The organism is Rahnella sp. AN3-3W3, assembly GCF_003263545.1.
Lineage (GTDB): Bacteria > Pseudomonadota > Gammaproteobacteria > Enterobacterales > Enterobacteriaceae > Rahnella > Rahnella variigena.
In genome coordinates, this window is record NZ_JYDG01000045.1 from 19,950 (window position 1) to 38,071 (window position 18,122).

18 protein-coding genes and 1 riboswitch are annotated in these 18,122 nt (G+C 50.4%); of the genes, 12 read left to right on the forward strand and 6 right to left on the reverse strand.

Features of this window, described 5'->3' with window-relative positions:
• Positions 1-104 precede the first annotated feature (104 nt).
• From UC15_RS13340 to UC15_RS13365, 7 genes are all read left to right on the forward strand, one after another.
• Positions 105-1,625: an MFS transporter gene (locus tag UC15_RS13340; protein WP_112288898.1), complete on the forward strand. Its 1,521-nt coding sequence runs from the start codon at positions 105-107 to the stop codon at positions 1,623-1,625.
• Positions 1,612-2,625: a 3-dehydro-L-gulonate 2-dehydrogenase gene (gene yiaK / locus UC15_RS13345; protein ID WP_112288899.1), complete on the forward strand. Its 1,014-nt coding sequence runs from the start codon at positions 1,612-1,614 to the stop codon at positions 2,623-2,625. Before UC15_RS13340 ends, yiaK begins: the two co-directional genes overlap by 14 nt.
• 201 nt (positions 2,626-2,826) lie before the next feature.
• Entirely contained in the window at positions 2,827-3,276 is a 450-nt protein-coding gene (locus UC15_RS13350) for a hypothetical protein (RefSeq protein WP_112288900.1), read from the forward strand.
• Between the two features lie 28 nt (positions 3,277-3,304).
• On the forward strand, positions 3,305-3,430 hold the full coding sequence (locus UC15_RS26180) for a hypothetical protein (protein ID WP_255563943.1): 126 nt from the start codon (positions 3,305-3,307) through the stop codon (positions 3,428-3,430).
• 206 nt (positions 3,431-3,636) lie between these two features.
• Entirely contained in the window at positions 3,637-4,851 is a 1,215-nt protein-coding gene (manD, locus tag UC15_RS13355) for a D-mannonate dehydratase ManD (RefSeq protein ID WP_112288901.1), read from the forward strand.
• A gap of 10 nt (positions 4,852-4,861) precedes the next feature.
• The gene (locus tag UC15_RS13360; protein ID WP_112288902.1) at positions 4,862-5,875 is read left to right on the forward strand and encodes a Zn-dependent oxidoreductase; all 1,014 of its coding nucleotides are present in this window, start codon (positions 4,862-4,864) and stop codon (positions 5,873-5,875) included.
• A 121-nt stretch (positions 5,876-5,996) separates the two neighbouring features.
• Positions 5,997-7,286, forward strand: coding sequence for an MFS transporter (locus UC15_RS13365; protein WP_112288903.1), 1,290 nt, complete (start codon positions 5,997-5,999; stop codon positions 7,284-7,286).
• A gap of 80 nt (positions 7,287-7,366) precedes the next feature.
• On the opposite strand, the gene UC15_RS13370 is transcribed toward UC15_RS13365, so the two are convergent.
• Together UC15_RS13370 and UC15_RS13375 are read right to left on the reverse strand one after the other, a co-directional pair.
• Complete coding sequence (locus tag UC15_RS13370) at positions 7,367-9,343, reverse strand: glycoside hydrolase family 127 protein (protein WP_112288904.1); 1,977 nt, start codon at positions 9,341-9,343, stop codon at positions 7,367-7,369.
• Between the two features lie 27 nt (positions 9,344-9,370).
• A complete protein-coding gene (locus UC15_RS13375; RefSeq protein WP_112288905.1) occupies positions 9,371-10,780 on the reverse strand; it encodes an MFS transporter in 1,410 nt (469 codons plus the stop codon).
• Between the two features lie 273 nt (positions 10,781-11,053).
• Between UC15_RS13375 and UC15_RS13380 the strand changes: the two genes are divergently transcribed.
• Entirely contained in the window at positions 11,054-11,890 is an 837-nt protein-coding gene (locus tag UC15_RS13380; protein ID WP_112288906.1) for an AraC family transcriptional regulator, read from the forward strand.
• A gap of 81 nt (positions 11,891-11,971) precedes the next feature.
• On the forward strand, positions 11,972-12,658 hold the full coding sequence (locus UC15_RS13385; protein ID WP_112288907.1) for a GntR family transcriptional regulator: 687 nt from the start codon (positions 11,972-11,974) through the stop codon (positions 12,656-12,658).
• Positions 12,659-12,714: 56 nt separating this feature from the next.
• On the opposite strand, the gene UC15_RS13390 is transcribed toward UC15_RS13385, so the two are convergent.
• A complete protein-coding gene (locus UC15_RS13390; protein WP_112288908.1) occupies positions 12,715-12,915 on the reverse strand; it encodes a hypothetical protein in 201 nt (66 codons plus the stop codon).
• Positions 12,916-12,970: 55 nt separating this feature from the next.
• Positions 12,971-13,594 carry a hypothetical protein gene (locus tag UC15_RS13395; protein WP_112288909.1) on the reverse strand — a complete coding sequence of 208 codons (624 nt, stop codon included), beginning with the start codon at positions 13,592-13,594 and terminating at the stop codon, positions 12,971-12,973.
• Between the two features lie 241 nt (positions 13,595-13,835).
• Between UC15_RS13395 and UC15_RS13400 the strand changes: the two genes are divergently transcribed.
• Complete coding sequence (locus tag UC15_RS13400) at positions 13,836-14,684, forward strand: hypothetical protein (RefSeq protein WP_112288910.1); 849 nt, start codon at positions 13,836-13,838, stop codon at positions 14,682-14,684.
• 7 nt (positions 14,685-14,691) lie between these two features.
• Here UC15_RS13400 and thiD read toward each other — a convergent pair whose 3' ends face one another.
• Complete coding sequence (thiD, locus tag UC15_RS13405) at positions 14,692-15,492, reverse strand: bifunctional hydroxymethylpyrimidine kinase/phosphomethylpyrimidine kinase (protein ID WP_112288911.1); 801 nt, start codon at positions 15,490-15,492, stop codon at positions 14,692-14,694.
• On the reverse strand, positions 15,489-16,298 hold the full coding sequence (gene thiM / locus UC15_RS13410; RefSeq protein WP_112288912.1) for a hydroxyethylthiazole kinase: 810 nt from the start codon (positions 16,296-16,298) through the stop codon (positions 15,489-15,491). Before thiM ends, thiD begins: the two co-directional genes overlap by 4 nt.
• A gap of 34 nt (positions 16,299-16,332) precedes the next feature.
• Positions 16,333-16,431, reverse strand: a riboswitch (TPP riboswitch).
• Between the two features lie 126 nt (positions 16,432-16,557).
• Between thiM and UC15_RS13415 the strand changes: the two genes are divergently transcribed.
• Positions 16,558-17,019 carry an N-acetyltransferase family protein gene (locus UC15_RS13415; RefSeq protein ID WP_369964356.1) on the forward strand — a complete coding sequence of 154 codons (462 nt, stop codon included), beginning with the start codon at positions 16,558-16,560 and terminating at the stop codon, positions 17,017-17,019.
• A 139-nt stretch (positions 17,020-17,158) separates the two neighbouring features.
• A complete protein-coding gene (locus UC15_RS13420) occupies positions 17,159-17,818 on the forward strand; it encodes a DUF3313 domain-containing protein (protein WP_112288914.1) in 660 nt (219 codons plus the stop codon).
• Positions 17,819-18,122: the final 304 nt, after the last annotated feature.

Genomic DNA, 18,122 nt, shown 5'->3' on the forward strand with positions numbered 1-18,122 from the left:
GGCACAAACGACGCATTTCTTTTGACGACTCTTATTAATCCGGTGACGGAAACCAGGGGTAGTATGATTAATCATCATAAAGAAAGACGATATCGGTAAAAAATATGCTGGCCTACGGCGGGGGTGATTTCTTCGGCGGTGGCTGTTTTGCAGTACTGGGTCTGTGGATAATGTATTTCTACACCACTTATGCCGGATTAAGTCCGGCAGAGGCCGGAGCTGTTATTGCGACCGCCCGCCTGCTGGATGCTTTTTTCGATCCACTGATGGGTTATGTCACGGATAATTTTTACCGCAACCCTCTGGGAAAAAAATACGGACGGCGTGGCTTCTTCTTCTTATTCGGCGCACCATTAATTATGGTGACTTACATTATTATGTGGGTCAGCGGGATGGGATTCTGGTACTACCTGTTTACCTATATTTTATTCTACGCCGCTTACACGCTGGCGATTGTACCTTATGAAACGCTGGCAGCCGAAATGACCTCCAGCTTTAAAATGCGCACTAAACTGACCGGTGTCAGAATGTTTTTCTCTACCGGCGCCGCAATATTAGCGGCCTGGTTGCCGGGGCGCATTATTGCTTATCTAGGTGAAGATTCCTCCTCATCTTTCCTGATTATGGGGGTAATTTTCGGCGTGTTGTTTGCCGTGGTAATCCTGATGCTTTATTTCTACACCTGGGAACGGCCTATCCCGGTTGATGTCGCTACGCCAAAACTCTCTTTCCGCCGCGATATGAAGCATCTGTTCAGATCGCTGGTGTCGACCATGAGAGTGCGCACCTTCCGCCAGCATGTCGGGATGTACCTGGGAGGCTATGTGGCGCTCGACGTCCTTGGCGCTGTGCTGGCGTATTATATTATTTTTGTTCTCGGCCAGAATACCGTTACTGCTTCTAATGCGATGACATTAATGACACTGGTGCAGTTCGTCTGCGTTGCCTTGTTTATTTTCCTGTGTATGAAATTAGGCAATGGCGCGTCATATCGTATTGCACAATTATTTATGCTGGCCAGTGTCGGGTTATTTTTAGCCATCCATTTATTGCAATTACCTTTTAATATGGCGCTGCTTTATCTCTCCGTTATTTTAATGGGCGTGGGACGTTCCGGTACCAGTTATGTTTGCTGGAATATTTACAGTTTTATCCCAGATGTGGATGAAATGCTGACAGGAAAACGACGCGAAGGTATTTTTGCCGGTGTTATGACTTTCGTGCGTAAAGCTGTTCAGGCGGTGGCGTTATTTGGGGTAGGCCTGTTATTACAGCATTACGGATTCACACCGAAAAGTGCCACGCAACCTGCCGAAGCCGTTTACGGTATCACACTGGTATTTGGCGCGGGATCGGTCATCTTCCTGCTGGTGGGATTATATAGCTCAATGAAATTCCGCCTCACCCGCCATAACCATGCCCTGCTGGTAAATGAAATTGAACGCCTTAAAGCCGGTGGCAGTAAATATGACGTCACACCGGAAACGCGCTTAATCACCGAGCAACTCACCGGCTGGCCTTATGAAAAATTATGGGGCGATAACAATATTCTTAGTCAGACCGAAGAGCATCTTCCCCTGACATCCACAGAGCTTTCAACCGGAGCCGACCATGCAAAGAATTGAATTCAGCCTGATGCAACAAACCATCCAGCGTGCCCTGCAAAAAGCGGGACTTGATGAGAGAGATGCACGGACCTGTGCACGGATCCATACAGAATCCAGTTGTGACGGTATCGCATCACATGGCCTCAACCGGGTAGCGCGTTTTGTCGATTACGTTCATAAGGGCTGGATTGATATCCACGCCAAACCGGAACTGGAAAAATCCCTCGGCGCCATTGCTATCTTCGACGGCAACCGCGGTATCGGCATCACCAACGCACTCTTCGCCGTGGATAAAGCCACCGAAATGGCGAAAGAGTATGGCGTGGGGATCGTGGCGCTGAAAAACAGCAGTCACTGGATGCGCGGCGGCAGTTATGGCTGGTATGCAGCACAACAAGGCATGGCGGCGATGTGCTGGACCAATACGGAATCCTGCATGCCCGCCTGGGGCGGAAAAAACACCCGCGTCGGCAATAACCCGTTTGTCATGGCGGTACCAAGAACCAAAGGTCCGATTGTGCTGGACATGGCAATGTCGCAGTATTCCTACGGCAAATTGCAGGTGACGCGGCTGAAAAACGAAAAACTGCCCTTCCCTGGCGGCTACGATAAAGAAGGAAATCTGACAGATGATCCGGGTCCGATCGAAGCCTCCATGCGCATTTTACCCACCGGTTACTGGAAAGGCTCGGGGCTGGCGATTGTGCTGGACGCCATGGCCGCGTTGCTTTCAGCGGGCTCGCCCACCAATGAAATAGACAAAATCGGTAAAGGGAGCTGCACCGGCGCCAGCCAGATTTTCATGGTATTCGACCCGACGCAGTTAGGTGGCGCTGAATTCACTGAACGCATGGCGGACAGCGTCGCGGATTACGTGAATCAGTCAGAACCGGCTGAAAACAGCCGCGATGTCCGTTACCCCGGCCAGACAGCCGCCGCCAACCGCGAGGAAAACCGCCGTCTGGGGATCCCGGCAGATGAAACGGTATGGGAAGAAGTGATGCGGCTGGCGGAATAAGTTGCTTCAGAAGACAAAGAGCATCAAAAACGTCCGCCAAAATGCGGGCGTAAAAATGCGAGGTTGATTCATAAAAACTACTGCCTGCAATGTAAACCAAAACTATTTTGGAAGGCATATTCCTGAATTCAAAAACGATAAGTATTGAGAGTAAAAACCCATGATATAAAAGCGCCACCTTACAAAACACGCTGATATTTCATGGATTATTATCAGGTTATCAATTTTTCACACCAGGCAGATTTAAGCTTTTACGATATTCAGTTCACCCTTCCCTGCGAAGAAATCAAAGTTTTCAGAGTTTTGTTTCTTCATTTTTCCTGCGCTTCAACGGATAGTTTTCAACGGATGGCGGAAATCATCGGTGAGTCCGGAAAAGATAAACACGGACATATCGTGACGTTTTACGACACGGCATGGGATGACATACCCGCAGATAAGCGCAATGGCAAATCAGTGTTCGATAAGTTGTTTCCGCAAAAACTGCTTAGCCGGGCAAACTACCTGAGATTTTTTGAAGGCTTAAGCGCCGTTATCGAAAATTATATCTGCGACGTAAAGCCGGAGATTATTTTTTTTAACGCCTATACGTCGTCGCACCAAAAAGCGTATGATCGGCTTGTTTTTCGCTCAAAAAGCGAACGGGTGTAATCAACGCATTCAGATGGAGGAGGCTATTATGTTATTAAAACAAAGTATTACAAAACGCCAAACACAAAAGGACTTTGAACGTAACCGCGCCGATAAATTAAAGACTCTTGAGATTTGTTTCAAACTCATCGAGAAATACCAAAAAACGGCATAAATCGCACAGCCTCCTGACATGGAGGCTTTTTATTACCCGCTCAAGTTTCCTGCTCCCCTGCCCCTCTGCATACGTTCGCTTTTCACCTCGTAAAGTGTGATCTTCTCCGGCAAAAAACGATCTGCATACTTGTATGGTAGTTTGCATATGGCGTATTTATAACCATAGAAAATGCTTCCTACTTTTACTGCAGAAGGTCTTAACCGATGAAAATCGTGAATGCTGAAGTCTTTGTCACTTGCCCGGGACGCAACTTTGTTACGTTGAAAATTACTACTGACAGCGGGCTGACCGGTATCGGGGATGCCACGCTGAATGGCCGCGAATTGCCGGTCGCTTCCTATCTGAAAGATCACGTTTGTCCGCAACTGATCGGCCGCGATGCGCATCAGATCGAGGACATCTGGCAATTCTTCTACAAAGGCGCTTACTGGCGGCGCGGGCCGGTTACCATGTCGGCCATTTCTGCCGTCGATATGGCGCTGTGGGACATCAAAGCTAAAGCCGCCAATATGCCGCTGTATCAGTTGCTGGGTGGCGCATCACGCACCGGCGTGATGGTTTACTGTCATACCACCGGCCATTCCATTGATGAAGTACTCGACGATTACGCCAAACATAAAGAGCTTGGGTTCAAAGCCATTCGCGCGCAATGCGGCGTGCCGGGCATGAAAACAACTTACGGTATGGCGAAAGGCAAAGGCCTGGCTTACGAACCGGCAACGAAAGGTAACTGGCCGGAAGAACAATTGTGGTCAACCGAAAAATACCTCGATTTCACACCAAAACTGTTTGAGGCCGTACGCAATAAATTCGGTTTTGATGAACATCTTCTGCATGACATGCACCACCGCCTGACGCCAATTGAAGCCGCGCGCTTTGGCAAAAGCATCGAAGAATATCGCCTGTTCTGGATGGAAGATCCGACACCGGCTGAGAATCAGGAAAGCTTCCGTTTGATCCGCCAGCACACGGTGACGCCAATTGCGGTCGGCGAAGTGTTCAACAGCATCTGGGATTGCAAACAGCTGATTGAAGAACAACTGATCGACTATATTCGCACCACGATTACTCATGCGGGGGGGATTACCGGTATGCGTCGTATTGCCGATTTTGCCTCGCTGTATCAGGTACGTACTGGCTCACACGGGCCTTCTGACCTCTCACCCATTTGCATGGCCGCTGCCCTGCACTTCGACCTGTGGGTGCCGAACTTTGGCGTGCAGGAATACATGGGATATTCCGAGCAGATGCTGGAAGTCTTCCCGCATAACTGGACGTTCGACAACGGCTATATGCATCCGGGCGAGAAACCAGGGCTGGGTATCGAGTTCGACGAAAAACTGGCCGCGAAATATCCGTATGAACCGGCCTATCTGCCGGTAGCCCGTCTGGAAGACGGTACTTTGTGGAACTGGTGAGGGAACAAAAATGAACAGCGTCGTTATACAAGAACCCGGAAAATTAGTCATCGAGCAACGTGCTTTGCCGGTACCTGCCGCCGGTGAAGTACGAGTTCGGGTCAGTTACGCCGGTATCTGCGGATCCGATGTGCATATCTATCATGGTCACAATCCGTTCGCGAAATACCCGCGGGTGATTGGTCATGAATTTTTCGGCCACATCGACAGCGTCGGCGAAGGTGTAGAGGCTTCACGCATCGGGGAACGCGTGGTAGTCGATCCGGTCGTCAGCTGCGGACATTGCTATCCGTGCTCGATTGGCCGCCCGAATGTGTGCGCCCAATTGCAGGTGATCGGCGTCCACCGCGATGGAGGTTTTAGTGATTATGCCTGCGCACCGGCGAAAAACGCCTACGTGGTTCCGGCCGCTATCCCGGACAAACTCGCCAGCATGGTTGAACCCTTTACTATCGCGGCCAATATCACCGCCTTTCTCAAACCGACACCTCAGGACACTGCGCTTATCTACGGCGCTGGCCCGATGGGACTGACGGTGATCCAGGTACTGAAGGGCGTGTACGGCGTGCAGAAAGTGATTGTCGCCGACCGTATCGACGAGCGGTTGCAGATGGCGCAGGCCAGTGGCGCGGACTGGATCATCAACAACAGCGAGCGCAGCGTGGCAGATGAACTGGCTGCCGAAGGTGTACGCCCGACGCTTATTGTCGATGCCGCCTGCCACCCGGCCATTTTGCAGGAAGCGATTTTGCTTGCCTCTCCGGCAGCGCGCATCGGCATGATGGGTTTTTCCGGCGAGCCGAGTTCGGTTACACAGCAGAGTATTACCAGCAAGGAGATTTCACTGTTTTCATCGCGCCTGAACAGCCACCGGTTCCCGCAGGTGATTGAATGGATGGAGCAAGGGAAAATCGCGCCCGAAAAGCTAGTGACGCACTGGATGCCTGCCGGGGAAGTGGAAGCTGCATTAACGCTGTTTGAGAAAGATCAGCGTTCCTGCTGCAAGGTTTTACTGACATTCTGATATTTGGCAATTTTTGAAAAATGACGGGAGGATTTTAAATATCCTCCCGCCCGTAGTACCTCATATTCAACCTACAAAAAGACGCAACACTATTAAAACAACACCGACAAGTGGAGCACCTATGTTCAAGAACTTACGCTGGGTCATCGTATTCCTGCTGTTCCTGGTTTACATGATCAATTACCTCGACCGCGTGGCGCTGTCGATCACTGTCCCGATGATAGAAAAAGAGCTGACCATTAATCCCGAACAATTCGGCATGATATTTGGCAGTTTCTTCTTCGGTTACGCGATATTTAACTTTATCGGCGGCCTGGCCGTGGATAAATTCGGCCCGACGCTGGTGATGGGATTAGCCGTCGGATTATGGTCGGTATTTTGTGGTATGACCGCTTTCGCGACCGGCTTTTATTCCATGTTAATTCTGCGGGTATTATTCGGTATGGCTGAAGGGCCGATTTGTGCCTCGGCAAATAAGATGATCAACGGATGGTTTCCGAAGAAACAGGCGGCTACCGCGATGGGATTGCTCAGCGCCGGTTCACCTCTCGGCGGTGCTGTTGCCGGGCCGATAGTCGGGTATTTAGCGATTTCCTTCGGCTGGCGCCCGGCCTTTATGGTGATCGCTTCCATCGGGATTATCTGGATGGCGGTCTGGTTCTTTACCGTTGCGGACAATCCGCTAAAAAGTAAACGTGTTTCACCGGAAGAATTACGTTTAGTTGATCAGATGAAGAATGAAAATATCAGTGAAGAAGAAGATCTGGCACAGGCCGCGCATGGTCTGGGCTATTATTTACGCCAGCCCATTATCCTGGTGACGGCTTTTGCCTTCTTCTGCTACAACTATATTTTATTCTTCTTCCTGAGCTGGTTCCCGGCATATCTGGTGCAGGCGCATGGTCTGAACATTAAAGAGATGAGCCTGACAACGGTTATTCCGTGGATTGTCGGATTCGTCGGTCTGGCACTGGGCGGATATATTTCCGATAAGATTTTTAATATCACTGGCCGTTTATTACTGTCACGTAAAATTATATTAGTCGTCAGTCTGTTAGCCGCAGCGATTTGTGTCGCACTGGCTGGCGTGGTCACCAGCGTGGTTCCGGCGGTTATCCTGATGTCTGTATCTATTTTCTTCCTGTACACCACCGGCGCTATTTACTGGGCGATTATTCAGGACGTGGTACATAAATCCCGCGTCGGCGGCACCAGCGGATTTATCCATCTGGTCGGCAGCGTGTCGGGCATCATCGGTCCGGTCGTGACCGGCTTCATCGTACAAAACACTGGTCGCTTCGACAGCGCCTTTATTCTGGCCGGTGGCGTCGCCGCACTGGGCGCAATTCTGGTGTTCTTCGTGATTAAACCACCCAAACAGACCCCGGCCACGACCCTGTCTCACAACTGATGTTCTGAACATCTTGTTCTGAGCATCATGAAAAAACCCGGTTATCATGCCGGGTTTTCTTAAACTTAACTCTACTCAAATCACGCCTCATCAACCCACACACACATCTCCCCTTCTCCCCTGTTCGCCCAGCTAAAGTAAGGCACAAATGTCATGCTTTGCATCGTCGTTTCTTCTTCCGGAGGATTGAAGCTATATAACGGTTGCTGACCGGCCTGAACTGATAAGCGACGCTCACCTTGCGTCTGCAATAACGTTTTACCAGCGAGCAGTCCGCTGCCGGAGATCAGGCGGAATTGTGCATCCTGCGGCAGGCGTAAGTTATGCAGTTCACTGCCGTTGTCGTCCTGTTCAAGGCAATACACCAGCGGGCCACGCTGTATTGCCACTTTACCTGCAACGTGCCGCAACAGGGCGTTCCCCTTCACGCGCGTTACCGGCATCGGTAATGTCATTTCAATGCGATCGCCTTTCTGCCAGTCCTGCGTCAGACGTAAATATCCGCTGCGCGTAAGAGCGGAAAGCGCCAGCGGCTTACCATTAAGCGTCACCTGCGGACTGGCGCACCAGTCGGGTAAACGCAGCGCCAGCGTGGCTTCAAGCGGCTGATCGGTGTCTATTTCAATCTGAACATGCTCTGTCCACGGATAACCACCGGACTGCTTCAGCCGCAACGGTTTACCGCCGACCATCGCCTGCACGTCACTGCCGATATACAGATTGATATCCACGCCGTCCGGGCGCTGGGTATAAATGTAATGGCCGAGTGAAGCCAGCAGTCGTGCGATGTTTGGCGGGCAGCAGGCACAACCGAACCAGCGCTGACGCACTGGTTTTACGTGATCATAGATATGATTGAACGGAATACTTTTCGGATGCACTTCCAGCGGATTCACGTAGAAGAAATGTTTGCCGTCGAGCGCCATTCCGGCCAGTACGGTATTGTAGAGCGCGCGCTCCATCACATCGGCATAGCGACTGTCAGGATCCATCTGCAACATACGGTTGGCAAACATCATCAGCCCGATCGACGCACAGGTTTCGGTGTACGCCGTGTCATTCGGCAAATCGTAATCGGAAGAAAACGCTTCGCCGCTGCTTTGTGAGCCGATTGAACCGGTGATATACATTTGCCGCTGAGTCATGTTTTCCCACAACCGCTGGCAGACCTCGCGCTTTTCCTGATCCTGACTCAACCGCGCCAGATGAGCGACGCCGGCGTACAAATACACAAAGCGCACTGCGTGTCCGATAGCCGTCTTCTGTAACGCAACCGGCTGATGGGCCTGACTGTAAGCTTTATCTTTGACCATCCACGCCGGACCGTAAGTATTCCAGTGCGATGTTTTGCCGCGTTTTTCATATTCAATATCGTAAAAATGCGGCTCTGTACCGCGCTGCTCGACAAAATAGCGGGTCAGCTCGAGATAACGGGTTTCACCGGTAGCTTCATATAACCGCATGAGTGCCAGTTCGATTTCAGGATGACCGGGATAGCCGTGCAGCTGTTTATCTCCTGGCCCGAAAACATCCGCAATGTGATCGGCAAGTTTACAGACGATCTCCAGCAAGCGCGTTTTTCCGGTTGCCTGAGTGTAAGCCACGCCGGCTTCGATCAGATGTCCGGCACAGTAAAGTTCATGACATTCGGCGAGATTCGTCCACCGCTGTTGCGGCTCTTTCACGGTGAAATACGTATTCAGATAGCCGTCCGGTTGCTGCACCGCGCCCACCAGTTCGATCACCTGGTCTGCCGTTTCTTCCAGCGCAGGATCCGGCGTTTTTGCCAGTAAATAGCCGACAGCTTCCAGCCACTTCGCCACATCGCTGTCCTGGAAAACCATCCCGTAAAACTCGCCATCACTTTGCCCAGCAGCGATGCGGAAGTTCTCAATGGCATGACTCGGTTCTGCATCGGCGACCTCATCATTAAGGGCCTTCCACTGATATGGCACGACGACGTCTTTGACCAGTCTCTGATATTCCAGCCAGAACGCGTCAGAAATATTGACCTTATCGAGCGGCACTTCTAAAGATTCAACCGGAGAAAACGACATACAACCTCCTGAATAGAAAAATAACGATTAAATTTTCGCGGCCAGTTCATGCGACATCCGCGTCAGCAATGTGTTATCGAGCTTGCAGAACATCAGAGTGATCGCCAGCAGAAGATGCATCGCCGCAGGCAACAGGGTTTCCAGCAGAGTGATCCCGCTCAGCGACGCCGCAGTCTGGTGCTCCGCGCCAGCCTGATAAGAGACAAGAATGAACACCAGGCTGATGATCCCGGCGCTTGATGCCCAGGCTAATTTGATGAAGAAAAGGTTGAATGCAAAATTCATCCCGGAAGAACGGATACCATTTTTCCAGTGTCCGTAATCATCGGCGAAGGCCATCAGGGAAAAGTGCAGCGGCAGCGTGAAACCGAGGATCACGCAGTGAACAAAAATGATGCCCAGCCACAGCGTCTGATGCTGCTCACCGGCGGGCAAAAACCACAGCAGCAGAGAAAATACCGCCAGTACCAGATTGGTGATCATGTACAACCGGACGCTGTCGATAAATTTGGTCAGCTGATTGACGATCACCGCGCCGAGAATTGACGCCAGCGTCACCATGCCGAAGAACATCGAGGCATAGCCCGCGCCGCCTTTCAGCACGTAAGTGATGAAATACATGTAGCCGCCACCGCGCAGGTTAAACACGTTGATGAGCAGGAAAGACATCAGCAATACCAGCAGCAACTGGTCGTTTTTCAACATGCCACGGATATGTTCTTTAACGCTGAACTGGCCGAGCAGCGCCAGCGGCAGGCGCTCACGCACAGTGAAGAAGCACCACAGAAACATCACCACCGCAACGGCGCACAACAGACCGACACCCTGCTGATATCCGGCTGCAGCATTCCCTTTGCCCAGCACCTGTACCAGCCAGGGCAACCCGACAGACACCATGAATCCCGCCACACCGCAGAGCACAAAACGCCAGGACTGGCAGGAAATGACCTCACGATGATCAGTGGTCATGGTGTTAATCAGGGCACAGTACGGCACATTGATCGCCGTGTAAGACACGGACAGCAGAAAATACGTGAAAAAGGCGTAGGCAATTTTGGCGTCGCCACTTAGACCGGGCACGGTAAACGTCAGGAAACCCACGACGCCAATCGGTAACGCAATCCACAATTGCCACGGCCGGAAACGTCCCCAGCGGCTTTGCGTGCGGTCAGCCAGAATGCCCATCAGTGGATCAGAAATCGCGTCAATCACACGCAGGGAAATAAACAGCGTGCCGACAATCGCAGGCGTCAGGCCGAAAACATCGGTATAAAAAAATGTCAGAAAACTGGTGATCAGACAGGTTATTATCGTGCCACCAGCATCTCCCAGCCCATAACCTATTTTCTCACTCACAGAAAGTTTAGCGTTGGCTGAAATTATTCCGCCCTCACCCGTTACCGGGGATGCGCCGGTATTAATGGAATCCGTTGACATGTTTTTTCCTCGCTTTTATATCTTTATTAATAAGCAACAGGAACAGGATAAATAAGGCTGATTATTCACATCATTCCGAAGAATAAATAAGGTACGCGGTCAATCTGGCACAGAGGCATCACGTCAACAAGAGGAGGATAAAGTAGTTAAACGGGACAATTCCGACTTGCAGTTTCAATCTGTGAAGCAGATCAAAACCTCCCGCCACGTCACTGGCAGTCGCCCATCCCTGTGCTAGGGTCAGGCTTAAACATCCCGCCGGAAGCCTGTAAAATGACTGAATGCCTTGCTTTTCCAGTAAATTACCCCGTGAAAGTTCAAAATGGCGGCCTGTTCATTTCAAGAGGAATTGGCACACATCCGACCCGGAGACTCAGTTCGCATGAGTTAATTTATGTGGTCCATGGCACCTTGTCATTGCAGGAGGAAAATACACGTTTTGACGTGCATGAAGGCGAAAGTTTATTATTATTCCCCGGACGTGAACATAAAGGGCTAACCACATTCGATTCTGATTTAAAATTTTACTGGTTGCATTTTGATTTCGTGAAAGACGTGGCAATTATTCAATCACAGCAAAATAATCCCTCTATACAGCTGGATATTCCACAACACTGTAAAGTCAAAGACCGGGAGACTATTCTGACGCTCTTCAGATTATTTTTATATGAACAGGAACGCGGCGGAAATTCCCTTGAGTTGTTCTTGCTATTACTTTTACAGGAAGTCTGTCGCGCCTGGCCGGAAAACGTCGAACCTGATGGTCCCGGCGTTGCGCTGGCGTATAAAGCGCGCCAGCTGATCACAACACAATTTCATTTACCACTGGGTGCGACGGAGCTGGCTGAACGCCTGCACTGCAACGCAGATTATCTCGGGCGGGTTTTTCGTCTGACGTTCCAGATGACGCTGACCGATGCGCTACATAAGCAACGGGTGACGGCAGCTGAAAAGCTTTTACTGGCCAATACCGGCAATGTGGCGGACGTTGCTCACCTTACCGGCTTTAATGATGTGGCCTATTTCCGCCGGGTATTTCGCAAACTGCTGGGCATCACACCCGCCGCCTACAAAAAACTGTATTGTCGTGAACATATCAATTCACAGTAATTCTTGCGCTAACAATCTCAAAATCCTGAGAAAACTCATGTTAGTATTATGGCTTCCCGACTATAAAGACAACATTTGCCCATGACAGACTCCTTTGAATTTCTCAGTAATGTGCCGGTTAATCAGCAGATTTACCGCACCTTGCGTCAGGACATCGTCACCTGTGCCATCGCACCGGGAGCATTTCTGTCGGAAAAAGAAATATCGACCCGTTTCAATGTATCCCGCCAGCCGGTTCGCGAAGCCTTTATCAAACTGGCCGAAGCCGGACTGGTTCAGGTTTTGCCGCAGCGCGGTACCTATGTGATGAAAATTTCATCTAAACGTGTAGCGGACGGCCGTTTCATTCGTGAAGCCGTCGAAACTGCCGTAGTGCGCCGTGCGGCAATGGTCTCGACAGACAAAGATCTGGCGCTGCTCGAACACAATCTCGAACGCCAAACTCTGGCAGCAAAAAGTCAGCAGACGCAGGAATTTTTACTTCTCGATGATGAATTCCACCGCACAATTGCGCAGGTCATAGATTGCAAACTGGCGTGGGAAACGGTCGAACACATTAAAGCGACGATGGATCGCGTGCGCTTTTTAACACTGAGTAAGGTGTCACCTCCGGAAAGTCTGATTGCGCAGCATTACGCCATCTTTGAAGGGCTCAAAGCCCGTAACCCGGATGCCGCGGAAAAAGCCATCCGTACCCATCTGCAGGAAATGATTTCAACCATCACACCGATTGCCGAGCAAAACAGCGACTGGTTCGATGCCGAGTAAGCAATTTATCCCCGCGTTATGAAATCAACACCAACCCGGGGAGACAAGGAGTCACTTCAGGGTAATTTATTCCAGTCCTTAGAAGGGCGATAAAAAGCTTCCGGTGGGCCAAGCAAAACTCCTCCCCCTTCAAAACCCTCGATATCCTCTTCACCTTGGTGTTTTTCATCACAGTATCTTAAAAATCCGACAATTTTTTCCACCATCTTCACCTGCCTTGGAGTCAAATGATGCATTTTTTCCCTATCTAAATCCATGTGCTACTCCTGCTAAGCAATTTACGTTGGCTATATTTACTCTTTTTGAAATTTATTACTTCAACAATTCATAATGCCGATTAAGAAAATTAAAATTCACATATTCATTCAACAAAGAGTAAGTTGACTCACATTCCATCTTACCTAAAATCTGGGACAGAGGTGCTGCAGAGAGATAAAACCTCATGACATCATCATTGACAACATCTTTAATATAAAACTTAACACTGTCTTTATTTACCAGTTTGCACACATCAAGAATGTCAGTGTAAATAACCGTAACACAAAGACAGTAATACAGCATGTTTCTTTTTAAAGGATGGCCCTTAGTCTTGCGAAAGAAATTTTCCAGTGCATTAATCTCAAGCGTGCCGGTAAGAAGCCGGCATGACTTAAGCAAGAACGCAGCCCGCTCCTGCTGAGGATTGTTGAGACAAAACACATAAGCCGTCTGTTCTAAACCGGATTCACGAGGTTTATTTTTTCTATACTGCTTAAATAACCATTGCCAGTTAAGCAGATTTTTCTCAGGTTGCAGTAAATTACGTCTCGCACGACGCTGCTGCCAGATAATATCACTCCGGCGAATACGCCTTATAATAAGCGGAACATTTAACTGAACAAAAGCCGCATTCATCGTCGATAATGTTTCGCAAATTACCTTTTCATGTAACGTCATATATCCTGCTTATTCCCGCGCATCAAAATAATGCCGAAAGAATAATCCCCACTCTGCAATTAACAATAGTCCATGTTATTTTTGTCGAGACGCCTCGTAAAATTTCGTCCTTGCCCTCATTAATAACCCCCTCTGTGACACAGAAAGTTCACGACGAAGTGCAAATTTTGCGGGTTAGCCCTAAAATCTGTATGACAACTTAGTGTAAGCTGTAAACCACATCAACACCGTGGATACTCTTATGCCAGCTGCCGTCCCCCTGAATAAAAGCTATTACAGCGCCGATCAGTCACTTTCCCTCTCTCAACTCGATAACGAAAAAATCACGCAAATCGTGCAAGATCTGGATGTGGCTGAAAGTGAAAAAGAACATTACGTGATGGGCTGGATGGGCCAGAACAGCGTTGTGGTCGTCAGAAATTATCAGGATAAACGCGGCACGTCGAATGGCCTGGTGCTATCCCGTGGCAACCGTTACAAACTCACCGTCCAGGCGATTACCTTCCGCATCCCTAAATTTTTGTTGTGGGTGACCTTCCGTCGCAAGCCCCGCACAATGACCGTTATTGCCTATAACAAACTGGGCGAACAGGCGACCGGCCTGCAACAATTTATCCATGTGCAGGATCCTGAATTACGGGAAAGGCTGGAAAGTGACTGGCGCGAGCTGAATGATTATCTCGGCATGGCCTGCTGGCAAATGGACAACAACCGCCCGCTGTGGCGTCAGTTACATCAGGAAATCTCACCACAGGCTTTGTGGACACTGGCAGAATCATCGTGGTTCAGCGGTAAAAAACTACAAAAAGATGGCGAATTTGAAGGCTTGTGGTCGCACGAACAATTTATTGGCCGCCGCACCGGTGAGCACGCGGCATTACTGCTGTCATGGAAGGACGAAGAAAACGAGGATATCGCCAGCTATCTGTTTGAAAGGGTTTCAGCGAACAAAATCCGCATCATGCTGCGTCCGCGTAAAGAGGAGAAATTCTATCCGCTGAACCCGTTTGACGCCGTGCATCTGCAACAGGCTCTGACTAAATTTCATCAGGCTGAACAGGCGCTGAGCGAAACCCAGCGCCGCGCGTAATCTGCTGTTACCACCAGCGGTGGAAATGATGGACCGGGCCGATGCCGTGACCAACCTCCAGAGAATCGGCCTGCATCAGCGCCTGCTGCAAATATTCTTTGGCTTCGCGTACGGTATCGGCCCAGTTGTTATGCCGCGGTCGCAATGCCGCAAGCGCCGCAGATAACGTGCATCCTGTGCCATGGGTGTGACGGGTATCCACACGCGGCGCGGTAAACCGCTCGCGTGAACCTGCCTCAAACAGCCAGTCAGGGCTTTCCTCATCACTCAGATGACCGCCTTTCATCAGCACCGCGCCACATCCCATCGCCAGTAACGCTTCTCCCTGCTCCCGCATTTCGGTTTCATTAGTCGCAGTCGCACACTCCAGCAACGCGGCGGCTTCCGGCAGATTTGGCGTAATAATGGATACCTGCGGGATCAGCAAACGGCGCACGGCATCCACGGCTTCCGGCAGTAGCAGCGGATCGCCACTTTTCGCCAGCATCACGGTATCCAGCACCACAAAAGGCGGCTGATAATGTCTGAGCCGCTCCGCAACCACGTCCACAATCTGACTGTTTGCCAGCATGCCGATTTTCGTGCTGTCGATACGAACGTCGCTCAGTACGGAATCCAGCTGCGCCGAAACAAACTCCGGCTCAATGTTATAAACTGACTGCACGCCGCGGGTATTCTGCGCCACCAGCGCGGTGATCACGCTGGTACCGTACGCACCCAGCGCCGAGAAGGCTTTCAAATCTGCCTGGATCCCCGCTCCGCCGCTCGGATCCGTGCCGGCAATCGTCAGTGCATTAATCCGTTTCATTGCCTCTCCTCCCCGTTCAGCCACTGCTCATCTATCAAATACAGATTATCGAGGAACTGAGGCGTGAAACTGCCAGGTCCGTTTACTGCTGCACAGGCACGTTCACCGGCACATGACATCACGCGACAGGCAGCGGCAACGTTATCCAGCCGGTCGCCCGGTAAAGCCACAAAGGCCGCCACCACGGCTGACAGGGCGCATCCGGTGCCAACAATGCGGGTCATCATCGTATGCCCGCCTGCTACGGCCCGGCTGCGTTCGCCGTCAGTGACATAATCCGTTTCACCGGTGACAGCGACAATCGCGCCGGTGTTACGCGCCAGCTGTTGTGCGGCAGGTAAAGCTGACAGGGAGTCATCACCGCTGTCAACGCCACGGCCGGACGCGCTGAGTCCGCTGAGCGCAAGAATTTCGGACGCATTACCACGAATGGCAGCAGGTTTAAGCGTGATGAGTTCAAGGCAAAATTCGGTTCGCCAGCTCAGGCCACCGACAGCGACCGGATCCAGTACCCAGGGCTTTCCGCCCTGATGAGCCGCGTGAACAGCTGCCAGCATCGCATCGGCATGAAGACGGGTCAGCGTGCCGACATTCACCAGCAAGGCATCAGCAATGGTACTGAACTGCGCGGCTTCGGCGGGATCAACCACCATCGCAGGGGACGCCCCCAGCGCCAGCAGAACATTGGCAGTAAAAGATTGTACGACGTCGTTGGTCAGGCAGTGGACCAGCGGCGCAGAAAGGCGGAGTTGTTTCAGAGAAGTGGCGGCTGTAGAGCCGGGCAACAAGGTAGGTCGGGTATGCATAAGTCTCCCTACCGGCGCTAAAGAAGGCGGTATCAGGAGAGATACCTGACTTCCCTACGCTGGCATAATCCAGATCAGGTAATACGGGTAAAATCTCAGCCCTGCTTTACAGCGGGCACCCCGAGTCAAGAAAGCATTATTGGTGGCGAGGGTCAGAAGATCAATCAGGAAATGCGATATAAAACCGTTAAGTCAACGTAATTGAACTCGCCGCACTTCACTGGCAGTATCGGAAAACAAACCTAAACCACAGACTTTGATGATAAAAAATTCTCAGGAGCTTTCTTTGCCATCACCCCTCAAAATCCGGCCTTATGAAGAAGCAGATCGCCCGTTTTTACGCACGTTGTATCTGGCCTCCCGAAAGCACACCTGGACATGGCTGGAGGATGATTTTCAGCTGGAAGATTTTGATCGTGCGGTTATCGGCGAAAAGATACTGGTCGCGGAACGTGACGGACATTTGCTCGGCTTCGCCTCGATTTTCACTCAGGAGGATTTCCTGCATAACCTGTTTGTTGATCCCAAATATCAGGGAACCGGCGCAGGTTCGGCGTTGCTTCGCGCGGCGGAAGAGACGTTTACCCGTCAGGGCTCTCTGAAATGTTTAGTAAAGAGTAAAAAATCAGTCGATTTTTACCTGTCAAAAGGCTGGAACATCATGGCTACAGGGGAAAGTCCAAAGGGCGAATACTATCTGTTTCATTCATCAAAAAAATAATTGAAGAAGAAATGATTACCTCACACAACCGTTTTTTTGCGATCCTGACGGATATCAATTTTTCTTTGTAGTTAACAGGTTAAATTCCGCAACAGTGCTATACATACTTGGTCTTCCTTAAAATATTTCGAGGGTACGAATGAAAAGAATAAAACTGATGCAGGTTGCTGCAGTCGCTGGCGTACTGTTTTTAGCCGGTTGTACCAACCACGTCACTCAAGCGGATAAATTCTCTGGTTTCCTGGGGGACTATTCCGGCCTTAAGGAAGTCAAAACTGCAGGTGGCAATCCGGTTCTTCGCTGGATTGACCCTTCGTTCAAAAAAGCCAACTACTCCTACATCAAATACGAACCGATTAAGTTCTATCCGGAGCCTCAGCCTACTGAGCAAATCAGCAAGGAAACCCTGCAGGGCGTTCTGGATTATGCTAACAGCCGTATGAAACCTGCGCTCGCTGAGCGTTTGCCTCTGACAGATCACGCGGGGCCGCGTACCTTGATCTTTAAAGGTGCAATCACCGGTGTGAATACTTCGGCTGAAGGTCTGCAATTCTATGAAGTGATCCCGGTTGCGCTGGTCATTGCCGGTACTGAAACCGCGACCGGCCACCGCACGCGTGATACCGAAGTGTATTTCGAAGGCGAGCTGATTGACTCAGCAACCGGCAAACCGGTAATTAAAGTCGTCCGTAAGGGCTTCGGAAAACAAGTTTCTAACGATACACAAAAAGTCACCGCGAACGATTTGAAAACAGTGGTCGATAGTCTGGCGAACGACACCAGGTTGTTTAACGAGTAATTTTCGTCACCGCATCACAATCAGGGCAGCCAGATGGCTGCCTTTTTTCATACTGAATCAGCAATAAACTCACGCAGCCACTGATGAATGGAAATCCGCGCTGGATGCCGTCAGCAAAATGGCGGTGATGAGATATTCCGGTACTGACACTGCAGCCGGACATTACACCGGGGATAAATGGGTTCACGGCGCATCTGAAATAACGTTTTATGTTACCTGAACATTTATTAATGAAAGGGTATCTCCCCAGCATTCTGGCGTTATGTTTTTTGGAACAGGCCTCGTAACTATGAAAATATAACTA

Excerpts from the sequence above, each read along its gene's own strand:
- UC15_RS13340 (WP_112288898.1), top strand. The coding sequence starts at position 105 with ATGCTGGCCTACGGCGGGGGTGATTTCTTCGGCGGTGGCTGTTTTGCA.
- yiaK (WP_112288899.1), top strand. The coding sequence starts at position 1,612 with ATGCAAAGAATTGAATTCAGCCTGATGCAACAAACCATCCAGCGTGCC.
- UC15_RS13350 (WP_112288900.1), top strand. The coding sequence starts at position 2,827 with ATGGATTATTATCAGGTTATCAATTTTTCACACCAGGCAGATTTAAGC.
- UC15_RS26180 (WP_255563943.1), top strand. The coding sequence starts at position 3,305 with ATGTTATTAAAACAAAGTATTACAAAACGCCAAACACAAAAGGACTTT.
- manD (WP_112288901.1), top strand. The coding sequence starts at position 3,637 with ATGAAAATCGTGAATGCTGAAGTCTTTGTCACTTGCCCGGGACGCAAC.
- UC15_RS13360 (WP_112288902.1), top strand. The coding sequence starts at position 4,862 with ATGAACAGCGTCGTTATACAAGAACCCGGAAAATTAGTCATCGAGCAA.
- UC15_RS13365 (WP_112288903.1), top strand. The coding sequence starts at position 5,997 with ATGTTCAAGAACTTACGCTGGGTCATCGTATTCCTGCTGTTCCTGGTT.
- UC15_RS13370 (WP_112288904.1), bottom strand. The coding sequence starts at position 9,343 with ATGTCGTTTTCTCCGGTTGAATCTTTAGAAGTGCCGCTCGATAAGGTC.
- UC15_RS13375 (WP_112288905.1), bottom strand. The coding sequence starts at position 10,780 with ATGTCAACGGATTCCATTAATACCGGCGCATCCCCGGTAACGGGTGAG.
- UC15_RS13380 (WP_112288906.1), top strand. The coding sequence starts at position 11,054 with ATGACTGAATGCCTTGCTTTTCCAGTAAATTACCCCGTGAAAGTTCAA.
- UC15_RS13385 (WP_112288907.1), top strand. The coding sequence starts at position 11,972 with ATGACAGACTCCTTTGAATTTCTCAGTAATGTGCCGGTTAATCAGCAG.
- UC15_RS13390 (WP_112288908.1), bottom strand. The coding sequence starts at position 12,915 with ATGGATTTAGATAGGGAAAAAATGCATCATTTGACTCCAAGGCAGGTG.
- UC15_RS13395 (WP_112288909.1), bottom strand. The coding sequence starts at position 13,594 with ATGACGTTACATGAAAAGGTAATTTGCGAAACATTATCGACGATGAAT.
- UC15_RS13400 (WP_112288910.1), top strand. The coding sequence starts at position 13,836 with ATGCCAGCTGCCGTCCCCCTGAATAAAAGCTATTACAGCGCCGATCAG.
- thiD (WP_112288911.1), bottom strand. The coding sequence starts at position 15,492 with ATGAAACGGATTAATGCACTGACGATTGCCGGCACGGATCCGAGCGGC.
- thiM (WP_112288912.1), bottom strand. The coding sequence starts at position 16,298 with ATGCATACCCGACCTACCTTGTTGCCCGGCTCTACAGCCGCCACTTCT.
- UC15_RS13415 (WP_369964356.1), top strand. The coding sequence starts at position 16,558 with ATGATAAAAAATTCTCAGGAGCTTTCTTTGCCATCACCCCTCAAAATC.
- UC15_RS13420 (WP_112288914.1), top strand. The coding sequence starts at position 17,159 with ATGAAAAGAATAAAACTGATGCAGGTTGCTGCAGTCGCTGGCGTACTG.